This window comes from Streptomyces sp. NPDC057697, from assembly GCF_042799335.1.
Classification (GTDB): domain Bacteria; phylum Actinomycetota; class Actinomycetes; order Streptomycetales; family Streptomycetaceae; genus Streptomyces.
On the sequence record NZ_JBHVJA010000011.1, the window covers coordinates 171,336 to 195,078 of the forward strand.

At 71.2% G+C, this 23,743-nt stretch carries 24 protein-coding genes and 5 tRNA genes; 9 read left to right on the forward strand and 20 right to left on the reverse strand.

The genetic code is table 11. The features are described from left to right. Positions 1-35: 35 nt before the first annotated feature. Positions 36-1,655, reverse strand: coding sequence for a DAK2 domain-containing protein (locus ACFVFH_RS26330; RefSeq protein ID WP_383772968.1), 1,620 nt, complete (start codon positions 1,653-1,655; stop codon positions 36-38). Positions 1,656-1,913: 258 nt separating this feature from the next. Here ACFVFH_RS26330 and rpmB point away from each other — a divergent pair, with 258 nt between their 5' ends. Then, positions 1,914-2,099: a 50S ribosomal protein L28 gene (rpmB, locus tag ACFVFH_RS26335; protein WP_030928661.1), complete on the forward strand. Its 186-nt coding sequence runs from the start codon at positions 1,914-1,916 to the stop codon at positions 2,097-2,099. Positions 2,100-2,185: 86 nt separating this feature from the next. On the opposite strand, the gene thiD is transcribed toward rpmB, so the two are convergent. Both thiD and ACFVFH_RS26345 read right to left on the reverse strand, forming a co-directional pair. Continuing rightward, the gene (gene thiD / locus ACFVFH_RS26340; RefSeq protein ID WP_383772970.1) at positions 2,186-2,998 is read right to left on the reverse strand and encodes a bifunctional hydroxymethylpyrimidine kinase/phosphomethylpyrimidine kinase; all 813 of its coding nucleotides are present in this window, start codon (positions 2,996-2,998) and stop codon (positions 2,186-2,188) included. Positions 2,999-3,008: 10 nt separating this feature from the next. Next, positions 3,009-3,980 carry a thiamine-phosphate kinase gene (locus ACFVFH_RS26345; RefSeq protein ID WP_259934913.1) on the reverse strand — a complete coding sequence of 324 codons (972 nt, stop codon included), beginning with the start codon at positions 3,978-3,980 and terminating at the stop codon, positions 3,009-3,011. Between the two features lie 324 nt (positions 3,981-4,304). On the opposite strand from ACFVFH_RS26345, the gene ACFVFH_RS26350 reads away from it, so the two are divergent. Then, positions 4,305-4,538, forward strand: a complete 234-nt coding sequence (locus ACFVFH_RS26350; protein ID WP_362204036.1) for an Lrp/AsnC ligand binding domain-containing protein — start codon at positions 4,305-4,307, stop codon at positions 4,536-4,538. Positions 4,539-4,558: 20 nt separating this feature from the next. Continuing rightward, positions 4,559-5,041, forward strand: coding sequence for a DUF3515 domain-containing protein (locus ACFVFH_RS26355; protein ID WP_383772972.1), 483 nt, complete (start codon positions 4,559-4,561; stop codon positions 5,039-5,041). A gap of 67 nt (positions 5,042-5,108) precedes the next feature. Here ACFVFH_RS26355 and ACFVFH_RS26360 read toward each other — a convergent pair whose 3' ends face one another. The 3 genes from ACFVFH_RS26360 to ACFVFH_RS26370 form a co-directional block, all read right to left on the reverse strand. Then, a complete protein-coding gene (locus ACFVFH_RS26360) occupies positions 5,109-6,266 on the reverse strand; it encodes a D-alanine--D-alanine ligase family protein (protein WP_383772974.1) in 1,158 nt (385 codons plus the stop codon). 103 nt (positions 6,267-6,369) lie between these two features. Beyond that, a complete protein-coding gene (locus tag ACFVFH_RS26365; protein ID WP_383772976.1) occupies positions 6,370-7,380 on the reverse strand; it encodes an NAD(P)H-dependent glycerol-3-phosphate dehydrogenase in 1,011 nt (336 codons plus the stop codon). After that, complete coding sequence (locus ACFVFH_RS26370) at positions 7,377-8,129, reverse strand: lysophospholipid acyltransferase family protein (RefSeq protein ID WP_383772978.1); 753 nt, start codon at positions 8,127-8,129, stop codon at positions 7,377-7,379. Before ACFVFH_RS26370 ends, ACFVFH_RS26365 begins: the two co-directional genes overlap by 4 nt. Positions 8,130-8,295: 166 nt before the next feature. Between ACFVFH_RS26370 and cofC the strand changes: the two genes are divergently transcribed. Beyond that, a complete protein-coding gene (cofC, locus tag ACFVFH_RS26375; RefSeq protein WP_383773201.1) occupies positions 8,296-9,048 on the forward strand; it encodes a 2-phospho-L-lactate guanylyltransferase in 753 nt (250 codons plus the stop codon). Between the two features lie 10 nt (positions 9,049-9,058). Beyond that, positions 9,059-9,262: a hypothetical protein gene (locus tag ACFVFH_RS26380; protein ID WP_383772980.1), complete on the forward strand. Its 204-nt coding sequence runs from the start codon at positions 9,059-9,061 to the stop codon at positions 9,260-9,262. A gap of 119 nt (positions 9,263-9,381) precedes the next feature. Here the strand turns inward: ACFVFH_RS26380 and ACFVFH_RS26385 are convergent, their stop codons facing one another. From ACFVFH_RS26385 to leuC, 4 genes are all read right to left on the reverse strand, one after another. After that, entirely contained in the window at positions 9,382-10,053 is a 672-nt protein-coding gene (locus ACFVFH_RS26385; RefSeq protein WP_383772982.1) for an HU family DNA-binding protein, read from the reverse strand. Between the two features lie 143 nt (positions 10,054-10,196). Continuing rightward, complete coding sequence (locus ACFVFH_RS26390; protein WP_093545158.1) at positions 10,197-10,424, reverse strand: hypothetical protein; 228 nt, start codon at positions 10,422-10,424, stop codon at positions 10,197-10,199. A gap of 104 nt (positions 10,425-10,528) precedes the next feature. After that, a complete protein-coding gene (leuD, locus tag ACFVFH_RS26395; RefSeq protein ID WP_383772984.1) occupies positions 10,529-11,122 on the reverse strand; it encodes a 3-isopropylmalate dehydratase small subunit in 594 nt (197 codons plus the stop codon). A 2-nt stretch (positions 11,123-11,124) separates the two neighbouring features. After that, a complete protein-coding gene (leuC, locus tag ACFVFH_RS26400) occupies positions 11,125-12,552 on the reverse strand; it encodes a 3-isopropylmalate dehydratase large subunit (RefSeq protein ID WP_383772986.1) in 1,428 nt (475 codons plus the stop codon). 174 nt (positions 12,553-12,726) lie between these two features. On the opposite strand from leuC, the gene ndgR reads away from it, so the two are divergent. Beyond that, positions 12,727-13,443 carry an IclR family transcriptional regulator NdgR gene (ndgR, locus tag ACFVFH_RS26405; protein ID WP_014048551.1) on the forward strand — a complete coding sequence of 239 codons (717 nt, stop codon included), beginning with the start codon at positions 12,727-12,729 and terminating at the stop codon, positions 13,441-13,443. Between the two features lie 93 nt (positions 13,444-13,536). Here the strand turns inward: ndgR and ACFVFH_RS26410 are convergent, their stop codons facing one another. Beyond that, on the reverse strand, positions 13,537-14,034 hold the full coding sequence (locus tag ACFVFH_RS26410) for a DUF4188 domain-containing protein (protein ID WP_383772988.1): 498 nt from the start codon (positions 14,032-14,034) through the stop codon (positions 13,537-13,539). A gap of 89 nt (positions 14,035-14,123) precedes the next feature. On the opposite strand from ACFVFH_RS26410, the gene ACFVFH_RS26415 reads away from it, so the two are divergent. Continuing rightward, entirely contained in the window at positions 14,124-14,765 is a 642-nt protein-coding gene (locus ACFVFH_RS26415; RefSeq protein WP_383772990.1) for a MerR family transcriptional regulator, read from the forward strand. Positions 14,766-14,867: 102 nt separating this feature from the next. Here ACFVFH_RS26415 and ACFVFH_RS26420 read toward each other — a convergent pair. The 9 genes from ACFVFH_RS26420 to ACFVFH_RS26460 form a co-directional block, all read right to left on the reverse strand. After that, positions 14,868-14,940 (reverse strand) — tRNA-Glu (locus tag ACFVFH_RS26420). A gap of 25 nt (positions 14,941-14,965) precedes the next feature. Next, a tRNA-Gln gene (locus ACFVFH_RS26425) sits at positions 14,966-15,037 on the reverse strand. 12 nt (positions 15,038-15,049) lie between these two features. Further along, positions 15,050-15,122: transfer RNA gene (locus tag ACFVFH_RS26430), tRNA-Glu, on the reverse strand. A gap of 60 nt (positions 15,123-15,182) precedes the next feature. Further along, positions 15,183-15,255: transfer RNA gene (locus ACFVFH_RS26435), tRNA-Glu, on the reverse strand. Positions 15,256-15,290: 35 nt separating this feature from the next. Further along, a tRNA-Gln gene (locus ACFVFH_RS26440) sits at positions 15,291-15,362 on the reverse strand. 87 nt (positions 15,363-15,449) lie between these two features. Continuing rightward, positions 15,450-16,169 carry an HAD family hydrolase gene (locus ACFVFH_RS26445; RefSeq protein WP_383772992.1) on the reverse strand — a complete coding sequence of 240 codons (720 nt, stop codon included), beginning with the start codon at positions 16,167-16,169 and terminating at the stop codon, positions 15,450-15,452. Positions 16,170-16,372: 203 nt separating this feature from the next. After that, complete coding sequence (gene gltX, locus ACFVFH_RS26450) at positions 16,373-17,845, reverse strand: glutamate--tRNA ligase (RefSeq protein ID WP_383772994.1); 1,473 nt, start codon at positions 17,843-17,845, stop codon at positions 16,373-16,375. Beyond that, the gene (locus ACFVFH_RS26455; RefSeq protein ID WP_353793570.1) at positions 17,838-18,614 is read right to left on the reverse strand and encodes a fumarylacetoacetate hydrolase family protein; all 777 of its coding nucleotides are present in this window, start codon (positions 18,612-18,614) and stop codon (positions 17,838-17,840) included. Before ACFVFH_RS26455 ends, gltX begins: the two co-directional genes overlap by 8 nt. A gap of 137 nt (positions 18,615-18,751) precedes the next feature. Continuing rightward, on the reverse strand, positions 18,752-18,940 hold the full coding sequence (locus tag ACFVFH_RS26460) for a hypothetical protein (protein WP_383772996.1): 189 nt from the start codon (positions 18,938-18,940) through the stop codon (positions 18,752-18,754). 579 nt (positions 18,941-19,519) lie between these two features. Here ACFVFH_RS26460 and ACFVFH_RS26465 point away from each other — a divergent pair. Both ACFVFH_RS26465 and ACFVFH_RS26470 read left to right on the forward strand, forming a co-directional pair. Then, complete coding sequence (locus ACFVFH_RS26465; protein WP_383772998.1) at positions 19,520-23,305, forward strand: nitrate- and nitrite sensing domain-containing protein; 3,786 nt, start codon at positions 19,520-19,522, stop codon at positions 23,303-23,305. After that, a complete protein-coding gene (locus tag ACFVFH_RS26470; RefSeq protein ID WP_003966009.1) occupies positions 23,306-23,728 on the forward strand; it encodes a roadblock/LC7 domain-containing protein in 423 nt (140 codons plus the stop codon). It begins immediately after the preceding gene. Positions 23,729-23,743: the final 15 nt, after the last annotated feature.

A 23,743-nucleotide genomic window follows, 5' to 3' on the forward strand; every position in this document is an offset into this window, starting at 1 on the left:
ACAGGCCCCAGCCTTCAGCCCTCGGCCCCCAGCCGCTACTCCACCCCGATGAGCAGCGGAGCGCGCTGGTGGCCGCCCCGGTACACCACCGTGTCCACCGCCAGGTGTCCCTCGCGCACGTGCTCCTCCAGCGCGTCCGCGAGGCTGCCGGGGATGTCCTCGCCCAGGACCAGGGTGACCAGTTCGCCGCCCGCCGCCAGCATGCGGTCCAGCACGTCGCGGGCGGTTTGCGACACGTCCTCGCCGATGACCGCGACGTCGCCGTCGATCAGGCCCAGCACGTCACCAGCCTGGCAGATGCCCGCCATGGTCCAGGACTGCCGTTCGGCGACGGCGAGTTCGGCGTAGCGGGTGGCGCCCGCGGCGGCGGTCATCGCCACCACGTCCTCGTCGAAGCTGCGGTCGGGCTCATGGACGGCGAGGGCCGCGATGCCCTGGACGGCGGCCCTGGTCGGGACCAGGGCGACCCGGATGCCCTCCGCGCGGGCCTGCTCGGCGGCCGCGGCGGCGGTGTGGCGCAGCTCCGCGTCGTTGGGCAGCAGGACCACCTCGCGGGCGTGCGCCCGGCGGATCGCGTCGACCAGTTCGCCGCTGGCCGGCGGCTCCCCGGGGCGGGCCAGGACGGTCGTGGCCCCGGCCTCCTCGCACAGGCCGCGCAGCCCGTCGCCGGGGACCACCACGACGACCGCGCGCTGCACGGGCTCGGCGTGGGGGTGCACCCGGTCCGCGCCGAAGTGGGTGATCCGGATGCGGTACGGACGCCCCGCCTCGACCCCGGCCTCCACGGCCGCACCGGCGTCGTCGACATGGACATGGACGTTCCACAGCCCGTCGCCGCCCACCACGACCAGCGAGTCGCCCAGCCGGTCGAGCCGGGTCCGCAGCCGGTCCACCGCCTCGTCGGTGGCCTCCAGCAGGTAGATCACCTCGAAGGCCGGTCCGCCCGCCGCCTCGTCCGCCGCGCAGTCGTCCGGCACGGGCAGGGCGGGCGCCGCCACGCGGGTGTGCTCGGGCGCCCGTCCGCAGACGGCTTCGACGAGTGCCCCGAGCACCGTCACCAGCCCGCGCCCGCCGGCGTCCACGACGCCCGCCCGGCCGAGGACGGCGAGCTGTCCGGGGGTCGCCGCCAGGGCCGTCCGCGCCCCTTCGTACGCGGCGCGTGCGACCGCCGCGGTTCCGGCGTCGTCCCCGGTGCGCGCGGCGGCCTCGGCGGCCGCGGTGGCCACCGTCAGCACGGTGCCCTCGACGGGGTGGGCGACGGCCCGGCGGGCGGCGTCGGCGGCGACGGCGAGTGCCCGGCGCAGGTGGTCCGCGTCATGGCCGGCGGCCAGTACTCCCGCCATCCCGCGCAGCAGCTGGGCCAGGATCGTGCCGGAGTTGCCGCGGGCACCGATCAGGGCGCCGTGCGCCATGGCCCGTACCGCGTCGGCCGTGACCGGGGCGGTCGCTCCGGTCTCGTGGGCGGCGAAGACCGCTTCGACGGCCTGGGCCGCGGACTCGACGGTCAGATAGAGGTTGGTCCCGGTGTCGCCGTCGGCGACGGGGTACACATTGATCGCGTCGATCGCCTCGCGCTCGCGGCCCAGCGCCTCCAGGGCCAGCGAGCACCAGGTACGCACCGCGACGGCGTCCATGTCGTCGGCGGTCTGCGGCACCTGTCGGTCCTCCTCGGATTCGGCCGTGGGCGTCCGGCTGCATCGCAGAGTAGCGCCGCGCGCCGGGTCCGGCGGGGACAGGGGGCGGGACGAGGTCGGTGAAACCCATGGTAGTTTCGTTCTACCGACGCAGCCGTTGTATGCTGCTTCGGTTGCCCGATGAGAATCGGGCCATCCCTCCGGCACCGCCACTTCAGTCAAATGAATCCGGCGCGCCGGATTTCACTGTAAGTGCATCTGAAGTCTTTGGAGTGACCCGTGGCTGCCAACTGCGACGTCTGCGGCAAGGGGCCGGGCTTCGGCAACAACATTTCGCACTCGCACCGCCGTACGTCCCGTCGCTGGAATCCCAACATCCAGCGCGTGCGTGCCGTGGTCGGTCGGACGCCGAAGCGGCTCAACGTCTGCACCTCGTGCATCAAGGCCGGCAAGGTCGCGCGCTGACGTTCCCGTCGTAGCGCAGCCTTCCGGTTGCCCAAAAAGCCGGTCCACCTCGGTGGACCGGCTTTTTGCTGTGCGCCGGGGCGCCGTCACACGGTGCGGGACCGCCAGCCGTGGTCGACCGGCCCGATCCCGGCGCCGAGCGGGAAGCCCGCGGCGATCGCCCCGGTGACGTACGCCTTCGCGCCCCGTACCGCCGTGGGCACGTCCTGACCCAGGGCCAGTCGGCAGGCGATGGCCGAGGCGAGCGTGCAGCCGGTGCCGTGGGTGTGGCGGTTGTCGTGGCGGGGGGCGCGCAGCCAGTGCTGCTCCGTGCCGTCGGTCAGCAGGTCGACGGGGTCGCCCGGCAGATGGCCGCCCTTGACCACGACCCAGCGCGGCCCGAAGTCCAGCAGCGCGGCGGCGGCCCGCCGCATCCCCGTCTCGTCCTCCACGTGGATGCCGGTGAGCTGCGCCACCTCGTCCAGGTTCGGGGTGGCGACCGTGGCGACGGGGAGCAGTCTCGTCCGTACGGAGTCGAGCGCCTCGGCGGCCAGCAGCGGATCGCCGTGCTTGGAGACGCCGACCGGGTCGACGACGGCCGGGGCGTCGGTGGCGGCGAGGAGTTCCGCCACCGTCTCCACCAGGGCGGCCGACGACAGCATCCCGGTCTTGACCGCCTGCACCCCGATGTCGTCCACCACGCTGCGGTACTGGGCGCGCACGGCTTCGGCGGGGAGTTCCCAGGCGCCTTGCACCCCCAGCGAGTTCTGGGCGGTGACGGCGGTGAGCACACTCATCCCGTGCGTCCCGTGGGCCAGCATCGTCTTCAGGTCGGCCTGGATGCCCGCACCGCCGCCGGAGTCGGATCCGGCGACGGTGAGCACACGGGCGGGTGCGGGTACAGCGGCGGAGAGGGACATACCCCGGAATCTACTGGGCGTCCTCTATGTCGCCGAAGTGGTCCCAGCCGCTCTTGCTGGTCCACGGTGCCCCGTCGACCGTCACCTGGGGCAGCGCGGAGGGATTGAGGACCTCGCCGATCACCTTCCAGCGGGCGGGCAGCTTCACGTCCGGCGGGAAGGTGGCGACGATCGCGTGGTCCTCGCCCCCGGTCAGCACCCACTGGAGCGGGTCGACTCCGACGGCCTGCCCGATGTCGGACATCTGCGAGGGGATGTCGATGAGTCCGGAGCGCAGATCGATCCGGACCTTGCTGGCCTCGGCGATGTGCCCGAGGTCGGCGACGAGCCCGTCGCTCACGTCCGTCATCGCGGTGGCGCCGAGCCCGGCGGCCGCGGGGCCCGCGTGGTACGGCGGTTCGGGACGCCGGTGGGCCTCGACGAAGGCGCGCGGGGAACGGAAGCCCCGGGAGAGCACCGCGTACCCGGCGGCGGACCAGCCCAGCCAGCCGGTGACGGCGACGACGTCGCCGGGCTGGGCGCCGGAGCGGGTGACCGGCTCGTGGTTGCGCAGATCGCCCAGCGCGGTGATCGATACGGTGATCGTCTCGCCGCGCACCACGTCTCCGCCGACCACGGCAGCGCCCGCGACCTGGCACTCGTCACGGATGCCGTCCATCAGCTCGCCGGCCCAGGTGACCGGGAGTTCGGCGGGGACGACCAGGCCGAGCAGCAGCGCGGTGGGCACCGCGCCCATGGCGGCGATGTCGGCGAGGTTCTGGGCGGCGGCCTTGCGGCCCACGTCGTACGCCGTCGACCAGTCGCGGCGGAAGTGCCGTCCCTCCAACAGGATGTCCGTACTGGCCACGACCCTGCGGTCGGGAGCGGTCACGACCGCGGCGTCGTCGCCGGGGCCGAGCCGTACCGCCGGAGTGGTGGTGAGCCGGGAAGTGAGCTCCCTGATGAGCCCGAACTCCCCCAACTCGCCCACGGTTCCCTTCACCGAGTCTCACCTCTCATCTATCGCGCCGGACGGTCGTCCGGGCTGCTTCGGCGGCCGGGGGTCCGGACCCTGGACCGGCCGCCGCCGCAGTGAGCAGTCTGCACCGCTCGTCACCGCCATGCCCGTCCCCCTTCCGGACCGCTGCGCTCGCGGTCGCGGGCCGTCACTGCTGTCGGTACTGTCAAGAGATACGTCAACTTGTGTCTGGCGCACGCCACGCTGTGGGCGTCAACGGCCCACAGGTCTCCCCGCGGCACGCGACAACGCGATACCGTGGCGTCCCTTTCTCCCCCACATGATCCTCGTGGCCGCCCTGGAGGTTCCGTGGTACAGGCGTACATCCTTATTCAGACCGAGGTGGGCAAGGCGTCGACCGTCGCCGAGACCATCGCCCGAGTTGCGGGAGTGATCCAGGCAGAGGACGTCACCGGCCCCTACGACGTGATCGTGCGCGCGCAGGCCGACACGGTCGATGAACTCGGCCGCATGGTGGTCGCCAAGGTCCAGCAGGTGGAAGGCATCACCCGAACCCTGACCTGCCCGGTCGTTCATCTGTAGTCCCCGTCTACGCTGGGCCGGTGACATCATCGCGCCGGCTCCGCCACCCCGTCCTCCTCGGCCCGTCCGTCGCCGCGCTGCTGCTGGCCGCGGTGGGCTGTTCCTCCACGGACGCCGCGGTGTCGATCACGGTTCCCACGCCGTCCCCGGAAGCCGCGGGCTACTGCCGTGCGCTGCACAAGGAGCTGCCGAGGACCGTTGCCGGACTCGGCCTCGGTGACGCCGGGCCGAAGTCCGAGCTGACCGCCGAGTGGGGGGACGGGGAGATCGTACTGCGCTGCGGCGTGCCCCGGCCCGCGAAGATGGACGACCCCATGGCGAAGGGAACCGAGGCGAACGGCGTCAACTGGCTGCTGGAGCAGCCCGACGGCGCCGGTCCGCGGTTCACGACGACCTACCGCAAGGCGTACGTCGAGGTGACGCTCTCGGAGGCGTACGTCCATGACGCGAGCCCCTTGGCCGCGTTCGGGCCGCCGGTCCGCAGGACGGTGCCCGGCCTGTAGGACGGTGCCCGGCCTGTAGGGCGTGCGCTCCCGGCGGGAGCGCACGCCGTGCGGTGTCCGGCCCGGCTCAGCGCAGGCCGGTCGGGCGCCTCAACGCGGCCTGGATCAGTCGGTCCACCAGCTCCTGGTAGCTCACACCGCTCTCCTGCCACATCCGCGGGTACATGGAGATCGGGGTGAAGCCCGGCAGGGTGTTGACCTCGTTGATCACGAAGGTGCCGTCCTCGGTGAGGAAGAAGTCGGCACGGACCAGGCCCTCGCAGGAGGTGGCCTCGAAGGCCTCGACCGCGAGCCGCTGGACCTCGGCGGTCTGCTCCCCGGTGAGCGGGGCGGGCACGATCCCGGAGGCCGAGTCGATGTACTTGGCCTCGAAGTCGTAGAAGTCGTGCGAGGTCACCGGCGGGATCTCGGCGGGCACGCTGGCACGCGGGCCGTCCTCGAACTCCAGCACCCCGCACTCGATCTCGCGGCCCCGCAGCAGCGACTCGACCAGGAACTTCGGGTCGTGGCGGCGGGCCTCCTCGATCGCCTCGTCGAGACCGGCCGGGCCGTCGACCTTGGTGATGCCGATGGACGAGCCGGCGCGGGCGGGCTTGATGAAGAGCGGCCAGCCGTGCTCACCGGCGAATTCCACGATGCGCCCGCGGGCGCCGGAGGGGTCGTTGTCCCACTCGCGGGGCCGGACCACCAGGTACGGGCCGACCGGCAGCCCGAAGGAGAGGAAGACCCGCTTCATGTACTCCTTGTCCTGGCCGACCGCCGAGGCGAGCACCCCGGCGCCGACGTAGGGCACTCCGGAGAGCTCCAGGAGCCCCTGGAGGGTGCCGTCCTCCCCGTACGGGCCGTGCAGCACGGGGAAGACGACGTCGACCTCGCCGAGCGCCTTGGGGACCGAGCCGGGCTCGCTGTACACCACTTCGCGGCTGCCGGGGTCGACGGAGAGCACCACGGCGCCCTCGGCGGACTCGGCCAGCTGGGCCACTTCCGGCATCCGCCGGTCCGTGATGGCCATGCGTTCGGGCTCGTCGGCGGTGAGCGCCCAGCGTCCGTCCGTCGTGATGCCGATCGGCAGGACGTCGTACTTGGTCCGGTCGATGGCGTTCAGGACGGCGCCCGCCGTGACGACCGAGATGCCGTGTTCGGAGCTGCGGCCGCCGAACACGACGGCCACGCGCGGCTTGCGGAGCTGCTGCTCCGGGCTCTGGGGGAGGTTCTCGCTGCTCATATCGCGTTGAGCGTACCTGCTGGTACCCCTCGGGTCAGCGCGAGCGGGGGCGGCCGGTGCGCTGACCGGGGACGTTCACCGCTCCGGCCGTGCCCGGCCGGGTTCAGCGCCGCTCGGGCTTCGCGCTGCGCGACATCAGCTCGCCCAGTGCGACCATCGGCGGCTTGCCCTCGTGGACGATGCCGACGACCGTCTCGGTGATGGGCATGTCGACGCCGTGCCTGCGGGCCAGATCGAGCACCGACTCGCAGGACTTGACGCCCTCGGCGGTCTGCTTGGTGACGGCGATGGTCTCCTGGAGCGTCATGCCGCGGCCGAGGTTGGTGCCGAAGGTGTGGTTGCGCGAGAGCGGCGAGGAGCAGGTCGCCACCAGGTCGCCCAGGCCCGCGAGTCCGGAGAACGTCAGCGGGTCGGCCCCCATGGCCAGCCCCAGCCGGGTCGTCTCGGCGAGGCCCCGGGTGATGAGCGAGCCCTTGGCGTTGTCGCCGAGCCCCATGCCGTCGGCGATGCCGACCGCCAGGCCGATGACGTTCTTGACCGCGCCGCCGAGCTCGCAGCCGACCACGTCGGTGTTGGTGTACGGGCGGAAGTACGAGGTGTGGCAGGCGGTCTGGAGGCGCTGGGCCACGGACTCGTCCTGGCAGGCGACGACGGCCGCCGCCGGACGGCGTTCGGCGATCTCCTTGGCCAGGTTGGGGCCGGTGATGACGGCGATCCGGTCCGCGGAGACCTTGGTGACGTCCTCGATGACCTCGCTCATCCGCTTCGCGGTGCCGAGCTCGACGCCCTTCATCATCGAGACGAGAACGGTCTCCCGGCCGAGATGCGGGGTCCAGGCGGCGAGGTTGGCCCGCAGGGTCTGCGAAGGCACCACGAGCACGGCGAAGTCGGCGCCGTCCAGCGCCTCGACGGCGTCGGTGGTGGCCCGGACCGACGCGGGGAGCTCGATCCCCGGCAGATAGTCCGGGTTGGTACGGGTCGTGTTCACGGCCTCGGCGACCTCGGCGCGACGCCCCCAGAGGGTGACCTCGCAGCCGGCGTCGGCGAGGACCACGCCGAAGGCCGTACCCCATGAGCCGGTTCCGAAGACCGCCGCCTTTGCGGGGTGCGTCACTTGGTTCCCTCTCCTTCGGCCCTGCGCCGCTGCTCCGCGCGGGCCTTGCGGTGGTCGTAGGGCTGCGCGGGGGCCTGTTCGCCCCGCACGATCTCCAGCTGCGCGGTCACCGCGGCCATGATGACCTCGGTCGCCTCGCGCAGGACGTCGGGCGTCGGTTCCCTGCCGTAGAACCGGGAGAGGTCCACGGGCGGTCCGGCCTGCACCTGAAGGGTCTTGCGGGGGAACAGCCGGAGCTTGTTCTCCTTGGCGTACGGCGGCATCGCGAAGTTGGCGCCCCACTGGGCGACGGGGATGACCGGGGCCTTCGTCATCAACGCGACGCGGGCGGCGCCGGTCTTGCCGGCCATCGGCCACATGTCGGGGTCGCGGGTGAGGGTGCCCTCCGGGTAGAAGGCGACGCATTCACCGCGCTCGATGGCGTCCACGGCCGCCCGGAAGGCGTCCAGCGCGTTGGTCGTCTCGCGGTACACCGGGATCTGCCCGGTGCCGCGCAGCATCATTCCGACGAACGGCGTCTTGAACAGGCCCGCCTTGGCGAGAAGCCTCGGCACGCGTCCGGTGTTGTACTGGAAGTGGCCGTAGGAAAGCGGGTCCAGATAGGAGTTGTGATTGACCGCGGTGATGAATCCGCCGTCGGCCGGAATGTGTTCCATCCCCCGCCAGTCACGCTTGAACAGAACCACCAGCGGCGGTTTTGCGATGACCGCCGCCAGGCGGTACCAGAAGCCGATTCTGCGGCGGGACACTCGGACACCTTCCTCTAAGACCTGAACTCTGCCTGGCTACCGACGGTCAAGTCTCGCCCCCGGCCCCTGCTCTGTCGAGAACACCGTACGCCCCGCTTTCCGGGCCGACCCTCCGGGTTCTCGCACCGGCAGGCGAGAATAGGCGGCGACGCGCATCGAGGGGGAGATCGCCACGAACACCGACCCGACCGGTCCTTGGTCCCTGGTCGTCCCGCTGAAGCCGCTGGCGCGGGCCAAGAGCAGGCTGACGCCCGCGACCGGCGCCGAACTGCGCCCCCGCCTCGCCCTCGCCTTCGCCCGGGACACCGTGGCCGCGGCCCTGTCCTGCCCGGCGGTGCTGGATGTGGTGGTCGTCACGGACGACCCGGAGGCCGGAGCCGCCCTCACCGCCGCCGGGGCACGGGTCGTCCCCGACGCGCCGGACCGCGGGCTCAACGCCGCGCTGGCACACGGCGCGCGGACCGTACGGGCCGGGCGCCCCCGGGCCGCGCTCGCCGCCCTCAACGCGGATCTGCCCGCACTGCGCCCCGCGGAATTGTCCCGGGTGCTCGGCTATTCCGCAGAATTCCCCCGTGCATTTGTGACCGATGCGGCAGGAATCGGGACAACATTTCTGTCGGCTGCGCCGGGAGTGGAATTGCGTCCGGCATTCGGCGGCCCTTCCCGGGCCCGGCATCTGGACTCCGGCGCGGTGGAAATCGGTCTGACCGGCATCGATTCGGTCCGCCAGGACGTGGACACCGGCGACGACCTGCGGGCGGCACTGGTCCTGGGCGTCGGCACGCACACGGCGGAACACCTCGGCGGGCACCCGGCGGGGCCCTGGGCCGCGGCGGTCTCCCGGGCCGCCGTCACGCCCGGACGGGCCCGCGGCGAGGGGCCGACGGCCCTTCCCACCAACCTCCCGCCGGACCGATAGGCTGCCGACCATGCAGGCGACCTCGTACACCTACGACCCCGGGACCCGTACCGGCAGCGTGCTGCTCGACGACGGCACCCCGGTGGATTTCGACGCCCGTGCCTTCGACGCGGGCGGTCTGCTGCTGCTGCGTCCGGGGCAGCGGGTGCGCATCGAGGGCACCGGCGAGGGCGCGGAGCTGCGGATCACGCTGGTGACCCTGCAGACGTTCTGAGCACAGGCTCCGGCAAGCGGCCGTCCCGGAGTCCGCGCACCACCACGACAGCCCGCGGGCCGGGCTCCCCCGAGGGGAGCCCGGCCCGGCGCGTGTGAGTAGCCCTGAGCTGCTCGGTCTCACTTCTTCCGTGCAGTGGCCTTCTTCGCCGTGGTCTTGCGCGCCGTGGCCTTCTTCGCGGGCGCCTTCTTCGCCGTGGCCTTCTTGGCGGGCGCGGTCTTGCTGGCGACGGCCTTCTTGGCGGCCGTCGTCTTCTTCGCGGCCGGCGTGGCCTTCTTCGCGGCCGCCGTGGTCTTCTTGGCCGCTGCCGTGGTCTTCTTGGCCGCCGCGGTGGTCTTCTTGGCCGCCGTGGTCTTCGCCGCGGTCACGGTCTTCCTGGCGGTGGCCTTCTTCGCCGTGGCCTTCTTGGCGGTGGCCTTCTTGGCCGCGGCCTTGGCCGTCGTACGGGTGGAAGAACCGCCCGAGAGGCTGCCCTTGGGCGCCTTCTTCACGGCCACGTCGTTCTTGGGGAGCTTCTTCGAGCCGCTCACCAGGTCCTTGAAGCCCTGTCCCGCGCGGAAGCGGGGCACCGAGGTCTTCTTGACCCGCACGCGCTCACCCGTCTGCGGGTTGCGGGCGTAGCGGGCGGGGCGGTCGACCTTCTCGAACGAGCCGAAGCCGGTGACCGAGACACGGTCCCCCGCGACAACCGCACGGACGATCGCGTCGAGTACCGCGTCGACGGCGTCGGCGGCCTGCTGACGGCCTCCGACCTTGTCGGCAATCGCTTCTACGAGCTGCGCCTTGTTCACGTCTTCCCCTTCGGAGACATTGCCAGAACGAAAGTGTTCAAGCGTTTTCGCACGTTAGGCAGATATATACCGCAAATCAAACACGAAACGGGCTAATCACCCTAGTGCCGCAACGAAGTCGACCGCTGCGCAGTTCCGCAGAGTCAGTCACCTTCGGGGAATCGGCCCTCATCGAGGTCCTTCATCAACCGGTCCAGACGCCTTGCCGCATCCGGGAGATCGTGCTTAGCCGCGGCCGTGATGACCAACAGCTTCCGGGACAGCGCCATCCTTACGCCCTCCGGGACTTGCAGTGTGCGCACTCTTGTGTGCGCTTCCTTCAATCGGTCGGCGACTTGGCCGTAAAGCTTGAGTTGGCTGTCGCGTTCCATGCACCGATTGTGCCATCTGGGGCGAGTTGTCGCCCGACGGGGTCTCAACAAGCGACTGCGCCCCCTACCAGATGGCAGGGGGCGCAGTCCTGGAAACGCGCTGCTCAGGCGTTAATTGTACGCGGCTTGAAGGTCGGCCTCGCCGCCTCATAAGTCGCGATGTCCGCTTCGTTCTGAAGGGTGAGGCTGATGTCGTCCAGCCCGTTGAGCAGTCGCCAGCGGGCGTTCTCGTCGAGCTCGAAGTCGGCGGTGATGCCCTCGGCCCGGACCTGGCGCGCCTCCAGGTCGACGGTGATCTCGGCCGTGGGGTCGGCCTCGGTCAGCTCCCAGAGCGCGTCCACGACCTTCTGGTCGAGCACGACGGTCAGCAGTCCGTTCTTCAGCGAGTTGCCGCGGAAGATGTCGGCGAAGCGGGAGGAGATGACGGTCTTGAAGCCGTAGTTCTGGAGCGCCCAGACGGCGTGCTCGCGGGACGAGCCGGTGCCGAAGTCGGGGCCGGCGACCAGGACGGTGGCACCCGTGCGCTCGGGGCGGTTGAGGACGAAGTTCTCGTCCTTGCGCCAGGCCTCGAAGAGTCCGTCCTCGAAGCCGTCCCGGGTGACCTTCTTCAGCCAGTGGGCGGGAATGATCTGGTCGGTGTCGACATTGCTGCGGCGCAGCGGGACGGCCCGGCCGGTGTGTGCGGTGAAAGCTTCCATGGTTATCGGACTCCGGCGGGCGTACGGGTGTCGGACAGGTCCGCGGGCGAGGCCAGGTGGCCCAGCACGGCGGTGGCGGCGGCGACCTGCGGGGAGACCAGGTGGGTACGGCCGCCCTTGCCCTGCCGGCCCTCGAAGTTGCGGTTCGAGGTGGAGGCGGAGCGCTCGCCGGGGGCCAGCTGGTCGGGGTTCATGCCGAGACACATCGAGCAGCCGGCGTGCCGCCATTCGGCGCCCGCTCCGGTGAAGACCTTGTCCAGGCCCTCCTCGACGGCCTGGAGGGCGACCCGGACCGAGCCCGGGACGACCAGCATCCGTACCCCGTCGGCGACTTTGCGGCCGTCCAGGACGGCGGCGGCGTTGCGCAGGTCCTCGATCCGGCCGTTGGTGCAGGAGCCTACGAAGACGGTGTCCACGGTGATCTCGCGCAGCGGCTGGCCGGCGGTCAACCCCATGTACTCCAGCGCCTTTTCGGCGGCGTTGCGCTCCGAGGCGTCCTCGTACGAAGCCGGGTCGGGGACCTGGGCCGACAGGGGCGCGCCCTGGCCGGGGTTGGTGCCCCAGGTGACGAACGGGGCCAGTTCGGCCGCGTCGATGACGACCTCGGCGTCGAAGACCGCGTCGTCGTCGGTGCGCAGCGTCCTCCAGTACGCGACGGCGGCGTCCCAGTCCTCGCCCTGCGGGGCGTGGTCGCGGCCGCGCAGGTAGTCGAAGGTGGTCTCGTCCGGGGCGATCATGCCCGCTCGGGCGCCGGCCTCGATCGACATGTTGCAGATGGTCATCCGGGCCTCCATCGAGAGCTTCTCGATGGCGGAGCCGCGGTACTCCAGGACGTAGCCCTGGCCGCCGCCGGTGCCGATCCGGGCGATGATCGCGAGGATCAGGTCCTTGGCCGTGACGCCGTCGGGCAGTTCGCCGTCGATGGTGATCGCCATGGTCCTCGGGCGGGCCATCGGCAGTGTCTGGGTGGCCAGCACGTGCTCGACCTGGCTGGTGCCGATGCCGAACGCCAGGGCGCCGAAGGCGCCGTGCGTGGAGGTGTGGGAGTCGCCGCAGACCACGGTGGTGCCGGGCTGGGTCAGGCCCAGCTGCGGGCCGACCACGTGCACGACGCCCTGCTCGACGTCGCCCAGCGGGTGCAGCCGCACGCCGAACTCCGCGCAGTTCTTGCGCAGGGTCTCCAACTGGGCGCGGGAGACCGGGTCGGCGATCGGCTTGTCGATGTCGAGGGTCGGGGTGTTGTGATCCTCGGTGGCGATGGTGAGATCGAGGCGCCGCACCCGGCGTCCGGCCTGCCGGAGGCCGTCGAAGGCCTGGGGGCTGGTCACCTCGTGCAGCAGGTGCAGATCGATGAAGAGGAGGTCGGGCTCACCTTCGGCGCGCCGGACGACATGGTCGTCCCAGACCTTCTCCGCGAGTGTCCTACCCATCGCTTTCCCTCCGGCCGGCGTCTTCGCCGGCCCAACTAGAGATTCGGTGCGCCGCCGTCCGGATCCCCGTGCGGGGCGGTGGCTACGGGCCGTTGTGTGGCCGCCCGTACAGGTTCGCAACTTCCGCCGAATATTGAACTTGCGTTTCACAGAGTGAGACGGGAGTATCGTCGTATGGACAACTCTAGCGGCGTCGGCGTTCTCGACAAGGCGGCTCTGGTATTGAGCGCCCTGGAGTCCGGGCCGGCCACCCTCGCCGGGCTGGTCGCGGCGACCGGGCTCGCACGGCCCACGGCCCATCGACTGGCCGTGGCACTGGAACACCACCGCATGGTGGCGAGGGACATGCAGGGCCGCTTCATTCTCGGCCCCCGGCTGGCGGAGCTCGCGGCGGCGGCGGGCGAGGACCGCCTGCTGGCCACGGCGGGCCCGGTGCTCACCCACCTCCGGGACATCACCGGGGAGAGCGCGCAGCTCTACCGCAGGCAGGGCGACATGCGGATCTGCGTGGCGGCGGCGGAGCGGCTGTCCGGCCTGCGGGACACCGTGCCGGTCGGCTCCACGCTCACCATGAAGGCCGGTTCCTCGGCCCAGATCCTGATGGCCTGGGAGGAGCCGGAGCGCCTGCACCGCGGCCTCCAGGGCGCCCGCTTCACGGCCACCGCGCTCTCGGGCGTACGGCGCAGGGGCTGGGCCCAGTCGATCGGCGAGCGCGAGCCGGGTGTGGCCTCGGTCTCGGCGCCGGTGCGCGGCCCCTCGAACCGGGTGGTGGCCGCCGTCTCGGTCTCCGGACCGATCGAGCGGCTGACCCGGCACCCGGGCCGGATGCACGCCCAGGCGGTCATCGACTCGGCGGCGAGGCTCAGCGAGGCCCTGCGCCGTACCGGCTGACACCGCACCCGGGCAACCCCCTCCCCGGCCGCCCCAGCGTCGTGGCGGCCCCCTCTCCCGGCGCCTCGCCGCCGGGACCCCGCTCCCGGGGCCTCAGCTCGCGGACGAGCGGTGCGCGAGACGGTCGGCCGCCCGACGGCCCCGTGCCTGAAGCGGCAGCACGCCCACCGCGCGGGCCAGCCCGTGGGCCGGCATGTCGGCGTAGACGGATTCGTATCCGCCCTCGGGCACGACGTACGTCTCGTGCCACAGCCCCACGTGCCGCCGGGACTTCTTCGCCCTGCGGTTCATGATCGCCCAGGCCCTGCGGTGGAACATGTCGGGAGCGCTCGCGTACGCGTAGAGCTTCTCCTTCGACTCCCAGTACTGGACGACGTAGTACGTCCGTGGCGAGCCGGTCAGCAGCGTGTGGCCCAGCAGCCCACGCCCCCTGTCCCGGCCCAACTCCCGCAGCGTGCGCACCATCGCCAGCAGCACGGGCAGCCAGTGGTGCACACCCCGGAAGTGGTTGATGCGCATCCCGATGAGCAGCACGACCACCTCCCCCTCGGCCGCGGCGGTGGTCCGTCCCGGTATCGGCTTCGCGAACATATCTGTCCCTTCCCCCTTTGGAGAGCGTCACTATCCAATGATTGGATAGTGACACTGCCCAAGAGATGGCGCAAGGGAAGGCACGGAACATGCGGCTCTCGGAGCTGAGCGAGCGGAGCGGGGTCAAGACCGCGACGATCAAGTACTACCTGCGCGAGGGGCTGCTGCCCCCCGGCCGACGGGTCACCGCGACGCAGGCCGAGTACGACGAGGACCACCTGCGGCGGCTGCGTCTGGTGCGGGCCCTGATCCAGGTGGGCCGGCTCCCCGTGGCCACGGCGCGCGAGGCCCTCTCCCACGTCGACGACGCGTCCCTCGGCCGGACGATCCGGCTGGGCGCGGCGCTGTGGTCGCTCCCGCACGGCCCGGACCCGGACGAGGAGGCGCCGGAGACGGCCGTGGCCCGGGAGGCCGTCGAGCGGCTGTTGGACCGGGTCGGCTGGGCGACGTCGCAGGAGATCGGCTCCCTCTCCCCCGCGCACCGCGCCCTGGTGTCGTCGGTGGCCACCCTGATCCGCCTCGGCTACCCCTGTGACGCCGACTACCTGGCCGAGCAGGCCGGTCTGATGCATCAAGTCGCCGTCCAGGACCTGGACCTGATGGAGACGCACCCCACGGAGTCGGAGCAGGTGGAGATCGCGGTGGCGTCGGCCGTGCTCTACGAGCCGCTGCTGATGGCTCTGCGCAGGATGGCCCAGGAGGAGGAGTCGGCCCGGCGCTACGGACTCTGAACGACCCGGCGGCCCGGAAGGGCCCTGCGGCCCCAACGGGCCTTCCTGGCAACGGAGAAGGCCCTCCACCGAGGTGAAGGGCCTTCGTCCGTCCTGCTGTTGTACCCCCGACCGGATTCGAACCGGCGCTACTGCCGTGAGAGGGCAGCGTGCTAGGCCGCTACACAACGGGGGCTTGTTCCTGCTGTTGCATTTCTGCGCTGGGCTACCAGGACTCGAACCTAGAATGACGGTACCAGAAACCGTAGTGTTGCCAATTACACCATAGCCCATGGTGTTACAAGTACCCCCGACCGGATTCGAACCGGCGCTACTGCCGTGAGAGGGCAGCGTGCTAGGCCGCTACACAACGGGGGCCCTAGCGATCCTGCATCGAGAGCGTGGGTGCGACCCAGATGATCTCGCGGGAAGGATCTGTACCCCCGACCGGATTCGAACCGGCGCTACTGCCGTGAGAGGGCAGCGTGCTAGGCCGCTACACAACGGGGGCTTGTTCCTGCTGATTACTGCTGTTGCATTTCTGCGCTGGGCTACCAGGACTCGAACCTAGAATGACGGTACCAGAAACCGTAGTGTTGCCAATTACACCATAGCCCACTGAAACGCAACCCCTTGCGGGGTTTTTGTTCCGCTTGCGCCTCCCGTTCGGATCTTCCGTCCCGCTCGGGCGGCGCAGGAAGAACATTACCCGAAGGTGTCCGGCGCTCCAAAACGGGTATCTCCCGCCAGCAGTCCGGGCAGCTGGTCGAGCCCGCCGATCCGGACGAGTTCGGGCCGCCCGCCGCGCCCGCCCCGGTCCAGCCAGATCCCCATCAGCCCGGCGGCGACCGCCCCGCCGGCGTCGACGTCCGGCTCGTCCCCCACGTACGCCACCTCCCCCGGCTCCAGCGCCAGCGCCTCGCACGCGGCGAGGAACGCCCCGGCCGCCGGTTTGGAGACGCCCAGCTCGACGGCGCACACCACGGCCTCGAAGCGGTCCCGCACGCCGAGCGCGCGCAGTTTGCGGTCCTGGTTGTGGATGCTGGAGTTCGACAGCACCGCGTGCCGGAACCGGTCGGCCAGCAGGTCCAGGACCGGCAGCACATCCGGGAAGAGCTCCCAGGCGGCCTCGTAGTGAGCGGCGTGACGGGCGAACCAGTCGTCGGCCTCGGCGTCGTCCAGCGCCCGCGCGAGGAACTCCCGGACCCGGTCGCGGCGCTGCCCCAGGAAGTCCGTCTCCCCGGCGGCGAACCGCGCCCAGTGCGTATCGGTGATCGCCCGCCACGCGTCGAGCGCCTGCCCGACATCGCCATACCCATCGGGCAGGCCCTCCTGTTCGAGGTGCCTGCGCATGCCGACGCGGTCGGCGCCGGTGTAGTCGAAGATCGTGTCGTCGATGTCCCAGAGCACGGCTCGGATGACCATGCCGCCAGGCTAGCGGTCGGGTGCCGGTGGCGGGAGGGCGTCGCCGGGAGACCGGAACCGTTGCCGCTCGGCGCCCCGCGGCAGGGCGCGGGGTCCCGACGGGGAAGGCCCGGAAGGTCCGGTCGGCGGGCCCTCTCGGAGACGGCACAGGGGGCGGCCCCGGAGTCCACCGGTGCCGCCCCCTCGGGGCATGGTCCGGACCGCTACGCGGCCAGCTTCGCCAGTGCCGCGTCGATGCGGGCGATCGTCTTCTCGCGGCCCAGGATCTCCAGGGACTCGAAGAGGGGCAGGCCGATCGTGCGGCCGGTGACGGCGACGCGGACCGGGGCCTGGGCCTTGCCGAGCTTCAGGCCGTGCTCCTCGCCCGCGGCGAGAATGGCGCTCTTGAGGGCCTCCGCGTTCCAGTCGGCGTCGGCCAGCTTGGCGCGGGCCGTGACGAGCAGGGCGTCGGAGCCCTCCTTCATCGCCTTGTTCCAGGACGCCTCGTCCGTCGCCGGCTCGTCGAGGAAGAGGAAGTCGACGTTGGCCGTGATGTCGGAGAGGACCGTGACACGGGTCTGGGCGTGCGGGGCGATCGCCGCGAACTGCTCCGCGTCGAAGGACTCCGGGGCCCACGGCGCGAACGGGGCCTTCAGCCAGGGGCCGCAGGCCTCGGTGAACGCCTTCACGTCCATCATGCGGATGTGCTCGGCGTTGACGTGCTCGCACTTCTTCAGGTCGAAGCGCGCCGGGTTGGCGTTGACGTCCTTGATGTCGAACGCGGCCACCATCTCCTCGACCGAGAAGATGTCGCGGTCCTCGGCGATCGACCAGCCCAGCAGGGAGAGGTAGTTGAGCAGCCCCTCGGGCAGGAAGCCGCGCTCGCGGTAGAGGTTCAGGGACGCCTGCGGGTCGCGCTTGGAGAGCTTCTTGTTGCCCTCGCCCATGACGTACGGGAGGTGGCCGAAGACGGGGGTGTCCTTGGCGATGCCCAGCTCGATGAGCGCCTTGTAGAGCGCGAGCTGGCGCGGGGTGGAGGAGAGCAGGTCCTCGCCGCGCAGGACGTGGGTGATCTCCATCAGCGCGTCGTCGACCGGGTTGACCAGCGTGTAGAGCGGGGCGCCGTTGGCGCGGACGATGCCGTAGTCCGGCACGTTCTCCGGCTGGAAGGTCAGCTCGCCGCGGACCAGGTCGGTGAAGGTGAGCGCCTCGTCGGGCATCCGGAAGCGGACGATGGACGTCCGGCCCTCGGCCTCGTACGCGGCGATCTGCTCGTCGCTCAGCTCGCGGCAGTGGCCGTCGTAGCCGGACGGCTTGCCGGCGGCGCGGGCGGCGTCGCGGCGGGTGTCCAGCTCCTCGGTGGTGCAGTAGCAGTGGTACGCGTACCCGCCCGCGAGGAGCTTGTCGGCGACGTCCTTGTAGATGTCCATGCGCTGCGACTGGCGGTACGGGGCGTGCGGGCCGCCGATCTCGGGGCCCTCGTCCCAGTCGAAGCCGAGCCAGCGCATCGACTCCAGGAGCTGGTTGTAGGAGTCCTCGGAGTCACGGGCGGCGTCCGTGTCCTCGATGCGGAAGACCAGGGTGCCGCCGTGGTGCCGGGCGAAGGCCCAGTTGAACAGGGCGGTGCGGACCAGACCCACGTGGGGGTTGCCGGTCGGCGAGGGACAGAAACGTACACGGAGAGGTGCGTTAGCCACGCTTGATCACCTTGTTGGTGAGAGTGCCGATGCCTTCGATGGTGACGGCGACCTCGTCGCCGACATGGAGGGGTCCGACCCCCGCGGGAGTGCCGGTGAGGATCACATCGCCCGGGAGCAGCGTCATGGCTTCCGTGATGTGGACGACCAGGTCCTCGATCGAGCGGATCATGTCGCTCGTACGGCCCAGTTGGCGTTGCTCGCCGTTGACCGTGGCCTGGATGGTCAGGTCGTGGGGGTCGAGGTCGGTCTCCACCCAGGGGCCGAGCGGACACGACGTGTCGAAGCCCTTGGCACGGGCCCACTGCTTCTCGCGCTTCTGGGCGTCGCGGGCGGTGACGTCGTTGGCGCAGGTGTAGCCGAAGACGACGTCCTTCACGCGCTCGCGCGGCACTTCCCGGCACATGCGGCCGATGACCACGGCCAGTTCGGCCTCGTGGTGGAGTTCGTTCGAGAAGGAGGGGTACTCGATCGCGTCGCCGGAGCCGATCACCGAGGTGGTGGGCTTGAAGAAGGCGACGGGGACGTCCGGTACCTCGTTGCCGAGTTCCGCGGCGTGCTCCGCGTAGTTGCGGCCGATGGCCACGACCTTGTTGGGGAGCACGGGCGGCAAGAGGCGGACCTTGCTCAGCGGGACCTTGGTGCCGGAGAGCTCGAACTCGGCGTACGGAATGCCCTTGATGATGTCGAGGACGAGACCATCGGGCCCCTCGCCCTCGACGGCGCCGAAGGCGACATTGCCGTCGATGGAGAACCTGGCGATGCGCACGGGATGCTGTCGCCCCTCACTTGCTGGCTGAAGACTGACGCTCCAGGCTAACGCGTCGCCCGGCGGCGATTGCCCCAATTGCCGGGCGGCATGACGGGGCGCCCCGCCGGGCGGGAGGCAAGGGGACGATGCCCGCGCTACTCCGCGGCGACGGCGGTGGCCGGGGCCACCATGAGGATGGTGCGCCGGGGGTTGGCCGTCTGGGTCGGCAGGTCCACGGCGTGCTCCGGCCGCTCCGGCGTCCGCAGCGCCTCGGCGTCCTTGAGGTGCGCCAGCGTGGTGCGCCGGGGGTTGGCAATGTTGCGGAACGTCATCGTCGTCTTCATCTGCCGTTCGGACCCTGTCGGTACGGGCGCCGCCCGGAGGGGCGCCGGTTGTCGGATTTGCCATCCCTGTAAAGCGTCAGGCTAAACATCCAATTCCCTCCGGGAGCCCGGAAGAGACGGCGATCATCGTGTGAGTTTGCTCACGGCCGCATGGACAATTCCCGCAATTCGGGCGGTCGATCAGGGCGACAGAAACAGACATTACGTCACTGAATCATCCATTCCACTCCTGACCATGGCGACTGGGACACCCTTTACGGTTCATTGATTCGCCCTTAATGGTCCGCTTTATCCATGATCACGCTGCACTGCTTGTTACCCAGTCATCACAACGTGTCACTCAGGCCGCGGTGCGGCGCGGGGCCCTTGTTGGAGATCCGGCACTGTGCTGGAATTCCACGCACCGCCGCGGGTTTCAAGCCGGCGCGCAGGGGGCGCAACGGAGCGCCGAGTGGCGGCGGAAAGGGGAAGGACGCCGGTCACTCACGACCACCATGGGGCGGGTACAACGCCCCACGACGCCGACACCGTTCCACCGCTTCGCGCGAGGGAACGCCTGGTCCAGAGGTTGCGACGCTAGTGCAGGGACGTTTCAAGAGGGATGGCAGCGCTGCGGCGGAGCAGGAGCCGCACGGCGGGACCGACCGCGGTTCCTCGGCCCAGCACGCCCAGAACCCCGGGCCTGCCGCGGCCGGCGAGAGCGGCGACCGCGCACAGCGCCCCGGTGCCACGGCGAACGACGAGACCGATCCGGTCGCGTCGCCGCAGTCCCGGGGCCCCGTCAGCACCGGCTCACGCGTCGCCCTTCGCAACTGGCGCATCAGCACCCGCCTGGTCTCCCTGCTCGCCCTCCCCGTGGTCGCCGCGACCACCCTGGGCGGACTGCGGATCAACGACTCCATGAACGACATCCAGCAGCTGGACCACATGCAGCTGCTGACCAAGATGACGAAGCAGGCGACGTCGCTGGCCCAGGCGCTCCAGGAGGAGCGCGACCGCTCGGCCGGTCCGCTGGCCAACGGCGTGAAGGCCGACGACTTCAAGGTCACCGAGCCCCGCAAGAAGACCGACCGGGCGAAGACGGCCTTCCTCGACGCGACGGTCTCGATCGGCGACCCCTCCGGCGACGAGGCCCTCGAAGGCATCTATTCGAGCGTCACCCAGATCGCGAGCCAGCTGGCCGAGATCCGGGACATCCGCAAGACCGCGTACGGCAAGGGCACCCCGAGTCTCCAGACCGTCGACCAGTACAGCCAGCTGATCACCTCGCTGCTGAGCCTCTCGCAGGACATGGCGCAGGCGACCAGCAACTCCGAGATGATCAAGCGGACCCGGGCGCTGGCGGCCTTCTCCTCCGCCAAGGAGTACGCCTCGGTCCAGCGCGCGATCATCGCCGCGGCGCTGCCCGGCGGCAACGACAAGCAGCCGCACCTCGACGAGAACGACAAGCAGTTCGGCCGCGCCGCGCTGCGCAAGGAGGCCTCGGCCCTCCGCTCGTTCAAGGCCGTGTACCAGGCGACCGGCAACAACGCCGACGAGCTGACCGCCACGCTGGACGAGGGCAACCCCGAGATCAAGGCGGCCAACACCTACGCGAAGAAGGTGCTGGACAGCCCCTCGGGCATGTCCGGCACTGCGCGCCGCTCCTACCTGGACTGGTACGACCAGAGCTCGACCAAGATCCAGGCCATGAAGACCATCGAGGAGACCCTCCTCAGCGACATGGAGGGCAAGGCCCGCGAGCTCCGCGACGAGTCGAAGCGCGAAGCGATCATCAGCGGTGCGCTCATCCTGCTGGTGCTCGGCGTCTCGCTGGTCGGCGCCTTCGTCGTGGCCCGGTCGATGATCCGTTCGCTGCGCCGTCTCCAGGACACCGCTACGCGCGTCGCCCAGGACCGGCTGCCCGAGCTCGTCAAGCAGCTCTCCGAGGCCGACCCGCAGGACGTGGACACCTCGGTCGAGTCGGTCGGTGTGCACTCCCGGGACGAGATCGGCAAGGTGGCCGCGGCCTTCGACGACGTGCACCGCGAGGCCGTACGTCTCGCCGCCGAGCAGGCCCTTCTCCGGGGCAACGTCAACGCGATGTTCACCAACCTCTCGCGTCGCAGCCAGGGCCTCATCCAGCGCCAGCTCTCGCTCATCTCCGAGCTGGAGTCGCGCGAGGCCGACCCGGACCAGCTCTCCTCGCTCTTCAAGCTCGACCACCTCGCGACCCGTATGCGCCGGAACGGCGAGAACCTTCTCGTCCTCGCGGGCGAGGAGCCGGGCCGCCGGTGGACCCGCCCGGTCCCGCTGGTCGACGTGCTCCGCGCCGCCGCCTCCGAGGTGGAGCAGTACGAGCGCATCGAACTGGCGGCGGTGCCCGCCACCGAGGTCGCGGGCCGCGTGGTCAACGACCTCGTGCACCTGCTCGCCGAGCTGCTGGAGAACGCCACGTCGTTCTCCTCGCCGCAGACGAAGGTCCGGGTGACCGGTCACGCGCTGCCCGACGGGCGGGTGCTGGTCGAGATCCACGACACCGGCATCGGCCTCTCCCCCGAGGACCTCGCCGCGATCAACGAGCGGCTCGCCTCGCCGCCCACCGTGGACGTCTCGGTCTCCCGCCGCATGGGTCTGTTCGTGGTCGGCCGGCTGTCCCTGCGCCACGGCATCCGGATCCAGCTGCGGCCCTCCGACTCCGGCGGCACGACCGCGCTGGTCATGCTGCCCGTCGACGTCGCGCACGGCGGCAAGCAGCCGGTTCCCAAGCAGGCACCGGGACAGCAGTCCGGCGCCCCCGGCGGGCTCCTCGCCGGCGGCGGCGCGAGCGGTCCGGGCAACGGCTCCCGTCCCGGCGGTGCCCCGTCGGGCCCGCCCGGCCGTCTGGCCCCGGGACCGGGCGCCTCGCGCGGCCAGGTCGGCGCGGGTTCCGCACCGCGTGCCGCCCTGCCCTCCCGCGACGGCTCCCCCCGCCACCAGCAGGGCCAGCCGAACCAGCCGGGCCAGCAGAACGCCGGGTTCCAGTCCGCCGGGCTCTCCGGCACCGGCCCGCAGGACGTCTCCCGCCCGGAGCCGCAGCGCCAGGGCGGCGGCCTCGCCGGCGCCTTCGGCAACGGCGCCCGGCTCGGCGCCCGCGGCCAGGGCGACGGACCGGGTCGTCCGGACTCCGGCCGGCCCGACCTGTTCGGCCAGAACCGCCAGGACCAGAACCGCCAGGACCAGAACTTCCAGGGCCAGGGCTTCGAGGGCCAGAACTTCCAGGGCCCGGACCGCCAGGACCAGAACGGCCCGCAGGGCCGGCCGAACGGCCCCGCCCCGTGGCAGCCCTCGCAGCCGCAGCAGGCCCGGCAGAACCCGGCGGGCCAGGGCGGCTTCCCGCAGCCCGGCGGCCAGGGCGAGTCCGGACTCCGGCTGCCCCCGGCCGGCGGCCCGCGCGCCGAGCTGCCCGGCGGCAACCCTCAGCCGCAGCGTCCGCAGACCACCAGCTGGGGCACCGAGGAGCCGTCCGCGCCGCGGCGTACCCCGCTGGACGCCCCGCGCGGTCACGAGGAGCCCGAGTCCACCGGCCAGTTCCAGCGGCCGATGAACCCGCCGCTCCCCCCGCGTACGCCCATGGACGACCGGCAGGGCCCCGGCTCCACCGCCGAGTTCGCCCGGCCGGACTTCTCCGGCCCGGCCCCGCAGTCGCAGGCCCCGCAGGACCCGGCGAGCACCTCGCAGTTCGCCCGTCCCGACTTCGGGCAGCCGCTGCCGACCCGTTCGCCGGACCAGGGCCTGCCGGCCCCGCGTCAGCGCGGCCGGGACGACGAGGACTTCGGTGCTCCGCGTCCGCCGGCCGGTGACGGCCAGTACCGTCCGGTGCTGCCGCCGCAGCCGCAGCCCGAGGCGCTGCCTCCGGCCGCCGGGCCCGGGGACGGTCGTACGCCGCTGTACGACACCCTGGAGACCAACTGGTTCCACGGCCCGCAGCAGGGCGGCCAGCAGCCGCCCGCCGAGCCGCAGGCGCCCGCGCACCTCTCCCCGCAGCAGGCGCCGGAGCCCCCCGCGGCGCCGCGCCGCGGCGGGGACGACACGGGCAACGCCACAAGTTCCTGGCGCCCCTCGCCGAACGACGAACTCGTACGGCAGGCGGAGCGGGTCAAGAAGCCCGCGGCAGGCGGAGTCACCACTTCCGGACTGCCGCGCCGAGTGCCTCGCGCCAACCTGGTGCCGGGGACCGCTCAGCAGCAGAACCATCAGTCAGGTCCGCAGGTGTCACGCGCCCCCGATGATGTACGCGGGCGGTTGACCAATCTCCGCCGGGGCATCCAGCAGGGCCGGCAGGCCAACAACGGCCAGTCGACCGGCAGTTTCCCACTCGGCCCCACTCACCAGCAGGAGCGTTAGTTGAGCCCGATGAGTCAGGCCGCGCAGAATCTGAACTGGCTGATCACCAACTTCGTGGACAACACCCCCGGGGTGTCGCACACGGTGGTGGTCTCCGCCGACGGACTCCTGCTGGCCATGTCCGAAGGATTCCCCCGGGACCGCGCCGACCAGCTGGCGGCCGTCGCCTCCGGGCTGACCTCGCTGACCGCGGGCGCCTCCCGGATCTTCGAAGGCGGCGCCGTCAGCCAGACCGTGGTGGAGATGGAACGCGGGTTCCTCTTCCTGATGTCCATCTCGGACGGCTCCTCGCTGGCCGTCCTCGCCCACCCGGACGCCGACATCGGCCTGGTCGGGTACGAGATGGCCCTGCTGGTCGACCGTGCGGGCACCGTCCTCACCCCCGATCTCCGTGCCGAGCTCCAGGGCAGCCTGCTCCATTAGGCGGCCGTGGATCGA

Coding starts and splice junctions, on each gene's coding strand:
- thiD (WP_383772970.1), bottom strand. CDS start 2,998: ATGTCCCTCTCCGCCGCTGTACCCGCACCCGCCCGTGTGCTCACCGTC.
- ACFVFH_RS26360 (WP_383772974.1), bottom strand. CDS start 6,266: ATGAGCAGCGAGAACCTCCCCCAGAGCCCGGAGCAGCAGCTCCGCAAG.
- ACFVFH_RS26380 (WP_383772980.1), top strand. CDS start 9,059: ATGCAGGCGACCTCGTACACCTACGACCCCGGGACCCGTACCGGCAGC.
- ACFVFH_RS26390 (WP_093545158.1), bottom strand. CDS start 10,424: ATGGAACGCGACAGCCAACTCAAGCTTTACGGCCAAGTCGCCGACCGA.
- leuD (WP_383772984.1), bottom strand. CDS start 11,122: ATGGAAGCTTTCACCGCACACACCGGCCGGGCCGTCCCGCTGCGCCGC.
- leuC (WP_383772986.1), bottom strand. CDS start 12,552: ATGGGTAGGACACTCGCGGAGAAGGTCTGGGACGACCATGTCGTCCGG.
- ndgR (WP_014048551.1), top strand. CDS start 12,727: ATGGACAACTCTAGCGGCGTCGGCGTTCTCGACAAGGCGGCTCTGGTA.
- ACFVFH_RS26410 (WP_383772988.1), bottom strand. CDS start 14,034: ATGTTCGCGAAGCCGATACCGGGACGGACCACCGCCGCGGCCGAGGGG.
- ACFVFH_RS26415 (WP_383772990.1), top strand. CDS start 14,124: ATGCGGCTCTCGGAGCTGAGCGAGCGGAGCGGGGTCAAGACCGCGACG.
- ACFVFH_RS26445 (WP_383772992.1), bottom strand. CDS start 16,169: ATGGTCATCCGAGCCGTGCTCTGGGACATCGACGACACGATCTTCGAC.
- ACFVFH_RS26460 (WP_383772996.1), bottom strand. CDS start 18,940: ATGAAGACGACGATGACGTTCCGCAACATTGCCAACCCCCGGCGCACC.